Raw genomic sequence first — 8,495 nt, 5'->3', positions numbered from 1 at the left:
GGCGTTTCCAGCGACGAAGCGCCTGGGCGCTCGCCGGCATCGCACTGCTCGTCGTCACCGGCGCGGGCTACGTCCTGTGGCAGCAGCGCGAGACGGATCGTCGCGAGACATTGGTAATGACGAGCGCGGCAGATCGCGCCATTGCCGAGAAAAGGTACGACACGGCCATGCGGATCGCCGTGGAGGGCCTGCCACCACCGGGACGTTCACCGGTGGCCCTGGGCTGGTCGACCCGCGAGGTCGGGGGCCTCGAGGCGAAGCTCGCCGGCGCGGCACAGCTCAGCAGACTGCAACGTGTGCTGTCAGGACACACGGATGCAGTCAACAGCGTTGCCATCAGTGCCGACGGCACGCGCATTGTCAGCGGCTCGTCGGATCGAACGGCTCGGGTGTGGGACGCGCGAAGCGGCGAGCTGTTGCACGCACTCAAGCATGAAGGTGGGGTCGGTCGCGTCGCATTCAGCCCCGACGGCAGGCGCGTCCTCACGACATCATCGAGTGCCACTATTGGCGTTGTGCGTTCCTGGGATGCCGTCAGCGGCGCGCCATTGGGCGAGATCAAGATTGCCACCAACGTCAACCACATCACGCGCCCGCTCGCCGGCGTGGCGTTTGGTGCCGACGGGACACGGGTCCTGGTCGTAAAGGGATTCGGACAAGCTCAGATGTGGGACCTCGCCAGCGGCAAGGTCGTCGGAGAGTTCAAGGGTAAAGCTCGCTACGTCGTGAATGCGGCGATCAGCAGCGACGGCACGCGCGCCATCATCACTGGAATGGAAACAGCCCAGATCTGGGACACCGACAACGGCACGTTGCTGCGCGAGCTGACCGGCCACAAGGACTACATTCGTGCCGTTGCATTCAGTCCGGACGGAACGCAAGTCGCCACCGGCGCGGGCGATCGGGTCGCGCGAGTGTGGGAGACAGCCACCGGCAAGCTCGTCGGAGAATTCCCGCGCCATGATGCCGAGGTCGAGGCTGTTGCGTTCAGCGCGGACGGGTCAACCCTCGTCACGGCGTCAGCGGACAAGACTGTACGATTGTGGGATATTGCCAGCGGCGAGTCGCTGCGCGAGCTCAGGGGACATGCCGATGACGTCACGAGCGTCGCATTCGGCAGCGACGGTCGCATCGTCAGCGGGTCGCTCGACCGCACACTGCGCATATGGGATGTGTCGGAGGGATCGCGGCCGCTCCATCATGACGGCCCTGTCATGGCTGCCGCCTTCGACTCGACCGGCTCGCGCGTGATCACGGCATCGGCCGACAAGACTGCCCGCATCTGGGACGTCGCCAGTGGGACGATGATCCGTGAGCTGCCCCACAACAGCCAGGTCGACCAAGCAACCTTCAGTCCCGACGATACGCTCATCCTGACGCTGTCCGAGAATATGGTCCGCATCTGGGATGCCGCGACAGGTGAGCCTCGAGGCGAACTGCGCAACGACAGCGGCATCTTTGGTGCGAGGTTCTTGGCCGATGGCACCAACACGCATGTCGTCCTCATCTTCAGCAAGCACGCGGCGATCTGGGACGCACGCAGCGGCACGCTGGTGCGTGAGCTGAAGAATAACGATGGCAGCTATGGCTCTCCCGCCGTCAGCGCCGATGGTCGGCGCATCGCCGATCGAACCAAAGACCACGCCCGCGTCTGGGACACCGCGACCGGAGCGCTGGTGCGAGACATCACAAGCCCTGGCGGCACGTCGGTGTGGAGCACGGCGTTGAGTCCGGACGGCAAACGCCTCGTCACCGCCGAGTCCAGTGGCCTTGCCCGGGTATGGAACGTTGAAACCGGCGAGATGCTGCACGAGCTCAACGGCCACACCGCCTTGGTTTCGAGCGCCGCGTTCAGCCCGGACGGATTGCGCATCGTCACGGCCTCGAATGACCACACCGCGCAGATCTGGGATGCCGGAAGCGGCCAAACTCTTCGTGGGATCGACGGACATGGTCGTGGCCTGAACACGGCCGTCTTTAGTCCCGACGGCAAGCGCGTGCTCACTGCATCCTCGGACGGGACTGCCCGCCTGTGGGACGTGAGCCTCGGGACCACGCTGCGCGGCGATGCCCTTGTCGGCACCGTCTGCGCGCAAAAGCTCATCGGCGCGCAGAGCTTCACAGCTCACGATGCAATAGACCCGATCCTCGTCGGCCTCGCCGGCGTGAACCCCTGCCGCAGGCATGGACCCCTTTCATCGGAGTACTGGACCGATCTCGGCCATGCCGCCGCCGAACGGTTCAAGAAACTGATCGGGCTCAATTCGCGGAGCTGAAGCGGACCAGCGAGCGCTTGATGAACTTCAGCCCTTGCCCATCGCCGCGATCGCGTCCGCGATTGCGATCGTGCGCCGCGCCATGTCGGCGTGCAGGCGCTCGACCATCGCACCGTCGAGACGGATCGCGCCGCGCGAGGCGTTTTCCGGCAGTTCGAACGCCGCGATGATTTTTCGCGCACGCGCGATGTCTTCTTCGGGCGGCGTGAAGATCGCGTTGCAGGCCTCGATCTGCGAGGGATGGATCAGCGTCTTGCCGTCGAAGCCGAGGTCGCGGCCCTGCGCGCATTCGGTGGCAAAGCCATCGGAATTGGCGATGTCGCTGTAGGGGCCATCGAGAATTTCGAGGCCATGGGCGCGCGTCGCCAGAATGCAATGGGTGATCATCGGGATCATCGCGGCGCGGCCCGGCAGCATCTTGATGCGCGTCTCGCGCGAGATGTCGTTCGGGCCGAACACGAAACCGGAGAGGCGCGTCGTGGGATCGCGCCCGGCGGCCGCCAGCTCTTCGGCATGGAGCACGGCGCGCGCGGTTTCGATCATGGCCCAGACCTTCACGGTCGGCGCCGCGCCAAGCTCGGCGAGGCGACGGCCGATGGCGTCGAGATCTTCGATGCTTGAAACTTTTGGAACCAGGATGCCGTCCGGTGAGGCCTTGGCGGCCATCGCGACGTCATCGGCCCACCACGGCGTGTCGAGGCCGTTGGTCCGGATCAAAATCTCGCGCCTGCCAAAACCCTTGGCAGCGATCGCAGCGGCGATGCCATCGCGCGCGACCGCCTTGGCGTCGGGGGCGACGGAATCCTCGAGATCGAGGATCAAGCCGTCGGCGGCAAGATTGCGCGCCTTTTCCAGCGCGCGGGGATTGGAGCCGGGCATGAACAGATGGCTGCGGCGCGGGCGGGTCATGCAAGCGTTCCTTCCGGTTTCCCTAGGCGGTTCTTGACCGGAGGCGATAGCACCTGGCCTGCCTATTCGAAAGGCTTGTTCGCCCCGACGGTATATGTTTAGGCATAGGCCATGATCGTATTCCCAGAGCATTTGCTGGAAGGCTACAGGGCCTTCGCCACCCAGCGGCTGCCGACCGAGCAGAACCGCTACCGCGAACTCTCGGTGAAGGGGCAGTCGCCCCCGGTGATGGTGATCGGTTGCTGCGACAGCCGCGTCTCACCCGAAGTGATTTTCGACGTCGGTCCGGGCGAGTTGTTCGTGGTCCGCAACATCGCCAATCTGGTGCCGACCTATCAGCCCGACGAGAACGCACATGGCGTCTCGGCCGCGCTCGAATATGCCGTGACGGTGTTGAAGGTGAAGCACATCGTGGTCCTCGGCCACGCGCAATGCGGCGGCATCCGCGCCTTCGTCGACAAGATCGAGCCGCTCACGCCCGGCGACTTCATCGGCAAATGGATGCAGATGTTCATCAAGCCGGGCGAAGTGGTCGAGCAGCGCGACCACGAAACGATGGCGCAGTTCGTCGAGCGCATCGAGAAGGCCGCCGTGTTCCGCAGCCTCGAAAACCTGATGACCTTCCCGTTCGTGCGCAAGGCCGTGGAGAGCGGCCAGATGCAGACCCACGGCGCCTATTTCGGCGTCGCGGAGGGATCGCTGTTCGTGCTCGACAAGGTTGCGAAGGAATTCAGGAACGCGCGCGAATAGCGAATAGCGAATGGCGAGTAGCGAATGGAATCCCCATTCGCCATTCGCTACTCCCTATTCGCCTGTCTTACGCCGCCTGCTTCTTCGCGCTGATCAGCTTGCGGTTGATCAGCACTTCCGCGATCTGGATCGCGTTGAGCGCAGCGCCCTTGCGCAGGTTGTCGGACACGCACCACAGCACGAGGCCATTCTCCACCGTCGCGTCCTCGCGGATGCGGCTGATGTAGGTCGCGTCCTCGCCGGCGGCTTCATACGGCGTGGCGTAGCCGCCGGGCTCCTGCTTGTCGATGACGAGGCAGCCGGGCGCCTTGCGCAGGATGTCGCGGGCTTCGTCCGCGCTGATCGGATTCTCGAACTCGATGTTGACGGCTTCGGAGTGACCGACGAAGACGGGCACGCGCACGCAGGTGGCGGAGAGCTTGATCTTGGGATCAAGGATCTTCTTGGTCTCCGCCATCATCTTCCACTCTTCCTTGGTGTAGCCGTCCTCCATGAAGACGTCGATGTGGGGGATGACGTTGAAGGCGATGCGCTTCGGGAATTTTTTGTTGACCAGCTCCTGGTTGGTGTAGACGGCCTTGGTCTGCGAGAACAGCTCGTCCATGCCGTCCTTGCCGGCGCCCGAGACCGATTGATAGGTCGAGACCACGACGCGCTTGATGATCGCCTTGTCGTGCAGCGGCTTGAGCGCGACCACGAGCTGCGCGGTCGAGCAGTTCGGGTTGGCGATGATGTTCTTCTTCTTGAAGCCTTCGGTCGCAGCTGCGTTCACTTCCGGCACGATCAGCGGCACGTCCGGGTCCATGCGCCAGGCCGAGGAATTGTCGATCACGACCGCGCCGGCGGCGCCGATCTTCGGCGACCATTCCTTCGACACCTCGCCGCCCGCCGACATCAGGCAGATGTCGATGTCGGAGAAGTCGTAATGCTCGAGCGCCTTGCACTTCAGGGTACGGTCGCCATAGGAGACCTCGACGCCGACGCTGCGGCGTGACGCCAGGGCCACGACCTCGTCCGCCGGGAATTTGCGCTCATCCAGAATGTTGAGCATTTCCCGTCCGACATTGCCGGTCGCGCCGACGACTGCGACTTTGTAACCCATCGTTCACTCTCCGATGAAAAAGCCCGTTCCCGAAGCTGACGCTTAAACAGGAAGAGCAGCGCTTCTATGCGAGAACCGGCCTCAAGACAACGTTGGACCATGCCTTAGGGACGTGGATGCAGTCGCCTGAGGCCAGCACGGCCGTTAGCCCCACCCAGATCCATCTGGCGCTTGCAGCCTTCGCCGACGAGGTCGTCGGCACGCTGGCGCGCCTGTTCGCTTATGTGGGGGCGCTCGCCCTGCTTTGCATCCTCGGCCTTGCCGCGCTCGGCCAGCTGCCTGATCTCCGCGACGATGAGCCGACGCCGCGACCGGGCTGGAGTGTGGCCGACCGCTCACGTCCGGCCTTCGCCCTCAGCAGGCTCGATTCATCAGAAAAAACAGCCTCTTACACTATCTTCAGGCATCCCGAAGGCGGCCGCAGGGACGTCATGCGCTGGACCGGCGACGCCGACCAGGTGCTGGCCGAGCTCGATATTTACCGGGAAGGCGGCGAATTCGACGTCACACGTCCGGCAACCGCGGACCTCGCCGCCCAGATGGGCCTGAGCGCGGCCAGCGCGCTCGAGCAAGCCGGGCTGATCGGGACCAAATTCGGCCCCGTCGCCCTGTTCCGGCCGGTCGCCGCAGCGGAGGGAGCACGGGTATGCCTCGGCTACCTCAAGCGCAGCGAGGAGCCCGCGCTGCAAATCTCCGGCTTCTCCTGCCAGGGCGACACCCTGCCCGCCCAGCGCGCGGCCATCGCCTGTACGCTCAACCGGTTGACGCTGCTGACCTCCGGCAACGAGCCGAAGCTGGCGGACCTGTTCGCCCATGCCGAGCTGAAGCGCCGTGCTTGCGACCTCGCGGGCTCACCGGACTGGCTGCTGGGCGTCGCGAACGCTCAATTGCGCGGGGCGCTGTAGGCCGCATCAGGCTCAAGTGGCTGGTATTGATGCAACTTTTGCCGGCGCGCACGATTATTCCGAGCTGGTGTGACCCAATAGACCTAGTTGCGCTCACCCCGGCCGGGCTAGTATGGGATGAAATCGACTGGCGGTGCGCCGCTTGAAGGGGACGTGATGAGCTCGAAATTCTCTGCCAAATTGGCGACCTTGTTTGCAGCGGGCGCCGTGATTGCCATGTCCTCTGTCATCGGTTTGGCGACGCCGGCCTCGGCCGACAACAAGACCAAGCGCTATGACGAGCGCGGCCGGCACTATTACGGTCCCAGCGGTCCCAACTCCGTGTACCAGCAGGGCCGCACCCGCATCTATGTCAGCAAGCGCTCCTGGCTCGACGGCGGCACCGAGGTCAATCCGGGCGACCGCAAGTTCTCTGATTACGCTTTCCCGCCGGCCGTAGGCTACCCGTCCTTCGCCCGCGAGAATCTCAACCGCCCGATCGACCGCCAGCCGCTCTCGCCGCCGCAGGATGTCGGCGGCTATCCGCAGAATTTCCCGCTGTACTGAGCAGCTCAGTAGCGAATCAAAATGGCCGGGCTCACGCCCGGCCTTTCTCGTTTCGGGAGGTGCTGTAGGGTGGGCACAGCGAAGCGTGCCCACCCATTTTTTGCGACTGAGAGAGATCGTGGGCACGGCGCAAGAGCGCCTTTGCCCACCCTTGTATTAGGGCGATCGATTATATTGAGCCGTTCCGTGAGGAATGAATGGCCCAGCCCGGGTGGCCGCCCGAGCTGGGTCGCCGTTCGATCGGATCGGAGCCCACTGAGCGGTGCAAGCCTTACGCGTGCAGCTTCTGCAATTCCTTCAGGATCGCCTCGCCCATCTGCGTGGTCGAGACGGCGGTAGTGCCCTCAGACTTGATGTCGGCGGTGCGCAGGCCGCTGGCGAGCACAGCGGCGATCGCGGCGTCGACCTTGTCGGCCAGAGCGCCCATGTCGAAGGAATAACGCAGCGCCATGCCGAAGGACGAGATCATCGCGATGGGATTGGCGAGGCCTTGGCCTGCGATATCAGGCGCCGACCCGTGCACGGGCTCATACAGCGCCTTGCGCTTCTTGCTCTTGACGTCGACCTCGCCGAGCGAGGCCGACGGCAGCATGCCGAGCGATCCCGTCAGCATCGCCGCGATGTCGGACAGCATGTCGCCGAACAGATTGTCGGTGACGATGACGTCGAACTGCTTCGGCCATTTCACCAGCATCATGCCGCCGGAATCGGCAAGCTGATGTTCGAGCGTGACATCGGGATATTCGCGCTTGTGGACCTGAGTCATGACCTCGTTCCAGAGCACGCCCGACTTCATGACGTTGCGCTTCTCCATCGACGTCACCTTGTTCTTGCGCTTCCTGGCAAGCTCGAAGGCGACGCGGCCGATGCGCTCGATCTCATAGGTGTCGTAGACCTGGGTATCGACGGCACGCTTCTGGCCGTTGCCGAGATCGGTGATGGTCTTGGGCTCGCCGAAATAGACGCCGCCGGTGAGCTCGCGCACGATCATGATGTCGAGGCCCTCGACCGCCTCGCGCTTCAGGCTCGAGGCCTCGGCCAGCGCCGGGTAGCACACCGCGGGACGCAGGTTCGCGAACAAGGCGAGATCCTTGCGCAGGCGCAGCAGGCCGGCTTCCGGGCGCACCTCGTAAGGAACGGCATCCCACTTCGGGCCGCCGACCGCGCCGAAGATGATGGCGTCGGCGGCCAGCGCCTTGGCCATGTCGCCCTCGGAGATCGACACCTTGTGCGCGTCATAGGCGGAGCCGCCGACGAGGCCGCTATCCGTCTCGAACTTGGCGATCCCGGCCGAATTGAGCCAGTCGATCAGCCGCTTCACCTCGCCCATCACCTCCGGGCCGATACCGTCGCCGGGAAGCAGCAGCAGTTTGTGGGTCGCCATGGTCGGATCCTTCTTGTCTACCCTCGTCATTCCGGGGCGCGAGCAAAGCGAGCGAGCCCGGAATCCATAACCACCATCGGGAGTATGGATTCTCAGATGCGCAATTGCGCATCATAGTTCGCGCCAGGAGCGCGCCCCGGAATGACAGGTCGGCCGGAGTGCTAGAGCGGCGTTGCGCGCTTGGCAAGACACCATTGCCGCCGCGCGGCTGTGCAAGGCGAGCGGGTCCTGCCACAGTGCAGGCTGCCGGAGTATCCCTTGCACGCCCCTGATCGCCCCCCGCCCGACGCACATCCTGCGCGGCTGATCCTGACCCTGTCGCTGGCGGCGACGGTGGGGCTGGGAATCGGCCGCTTTGCTTATGCGCTGGTGCTGCCGGACATGCGGGAGGATCTCGGCTGGTCCTACTCGGCCGCGGGTTTCATGAACACTATCAACGCCGTCGGCTATCTGGTGGGCGCGCTTGTGGCATCCCGCCTGATCCAGCGCGTCGGCTGGGCGGCGGCAATCCGCTTGGGAACTTTGGCCTGCGTCGCCGCACTCGCCACCTGCGCGCTGACGGGGAATTTCGTTGCGCTGAGCCTGGCACGCCTGGTCCTGGGTCTCGGCGCCGCAGCCGGCTT

General features: G+C 64.6%; 8 protein-coding genes. 5 read left to right on the top strand and 3 right to left on the bottom strand.

The features are described from left to right. Positions 1-2,276, top strand: a 2,276-nt coding sequence (locus tag MOV75_RS18700; protein WP_247006349.1) for a WD40 repeat domain-containing protein, incomplete at its 5' end; no start/stop codon positions are given. Positions 2,277-2,303: 27 nt separating this feature from the next. Here the strand turns inward: MOV75_RS18700 and MOV75_RS18695 are convergent. Further along, positions 2,304-3,185: a CoA ester lyase gene (locus tag MOV75_RS18695; RefSeq protein ID WP_246919897.1), complete on the bottom strand. Its 882-nt coding sequence runs from the start codon at positions 3,183-3,185 to the stop codon at positions 2,304-2,306. Positions 3,186-3,296: 111 nt separating this feature from the next. Between MOV75_RS18695 and MOV75_RS18690 the strand changes: the two genes are divergently transcribed. Continuing rightward, positions 3,297-3,935, top strand: a complete 639-nt coding sequence (locus MOV75_RS18690; RefSeq protein ID WP_246919898.1) for a carbonic anhydrase — start codon at positions 3,297-3,299, stop codon at positions 3,933-3,935. Positions 3,936-4,002: 67 nt separating this feature from the next. Here the strand turns inward: MOV75_RS18690 and MOV75_RS18685 are convergent, their stop codons facing one another. Continuing rightward, positions 4,003-5,037: an aspartate-semialdehyde dehydrogenase gene (locus MOV75_RS18685; protein ID WP_246919899.1), complete on the bottom strand. Its 1,035-nt coding sequence runs from the start codon at positions 5,035-5,037 to the stop codon at positions 4,003-4,005. A gap of 116 nt (positions 5,038-5,153) precedes the next feature. Here MOV75_RS18685 and MOV75_RS18680 point away from each other — a divergent pair, with 116 nt between their 5' ends. Together MOV75_RS18680 and MOV75_RS18675 are read left to right on the top strand one after the other, a co-directional pair. Continuing rightward, complete coding sequence (locus tag MOV75_RS18680) at positions 5,154-5,942, top strand: hypothetical protein (RefSeq protein ID WP_246919900.1); 789 nt, start codon at positions 5,154-5,156, stop codon at positions 5,940-5,942. Positions 5,943-6,098: 156 nt separating this feature from the next. Then, on the top strand, positions 6,099-6,488 hold the full coding sequence (locus MOV75_RS18675) for a hypothetical protein (RefSeq protein ID WP_246919902.1): 390 nt from the start codon (positions 6,099-6,101) through the stop codon (positions 6,486-6,488). A 271-nt stretch (positions 6,489-6,759) separates the two neighbouring features. Here the strand turns inward: MOV75_RS18675 and leuB are convergent, their stop codons facing one another. Then, entirely contained in the window at positions 6,760-7,872 is a 1,113-nt protein-coding gene (gene leuB / locus MOV75_RS18670) for a 3-isopropylmalate dehydrogenase (RefSeq protein WP_246919903.1), read from the bottom strand. Positions 7,873-8,130: 258 nt separating this feature from the next. Between leuB and MOV75_RS18665 the strand changes: the two genes are divergently transcribed. Next, the coding region (locus MOV75_RS18665) for a YbfB/YjiJ family MFS transporter (protein ID WP_247006348.1) at positions 8,131-8,495 on the top strand (365 nt) is incomplete at its 3' end.

Origin of the sequence: Bradyrhizobium sp. PRIMUS42 (assembly GCF_023006515.1) — a bacterium.
In the GTDB taxonomy this organism is placed as follows: domain Bacteria; phylum Pseudomonadota; class Alphaproteobacteria; order Rhizobiales; family Xanthobacteraceae; genus Bradyrhizobium.
This window is presented reverse-complemented; position numbering and strand designations above follow the sequence as displayed.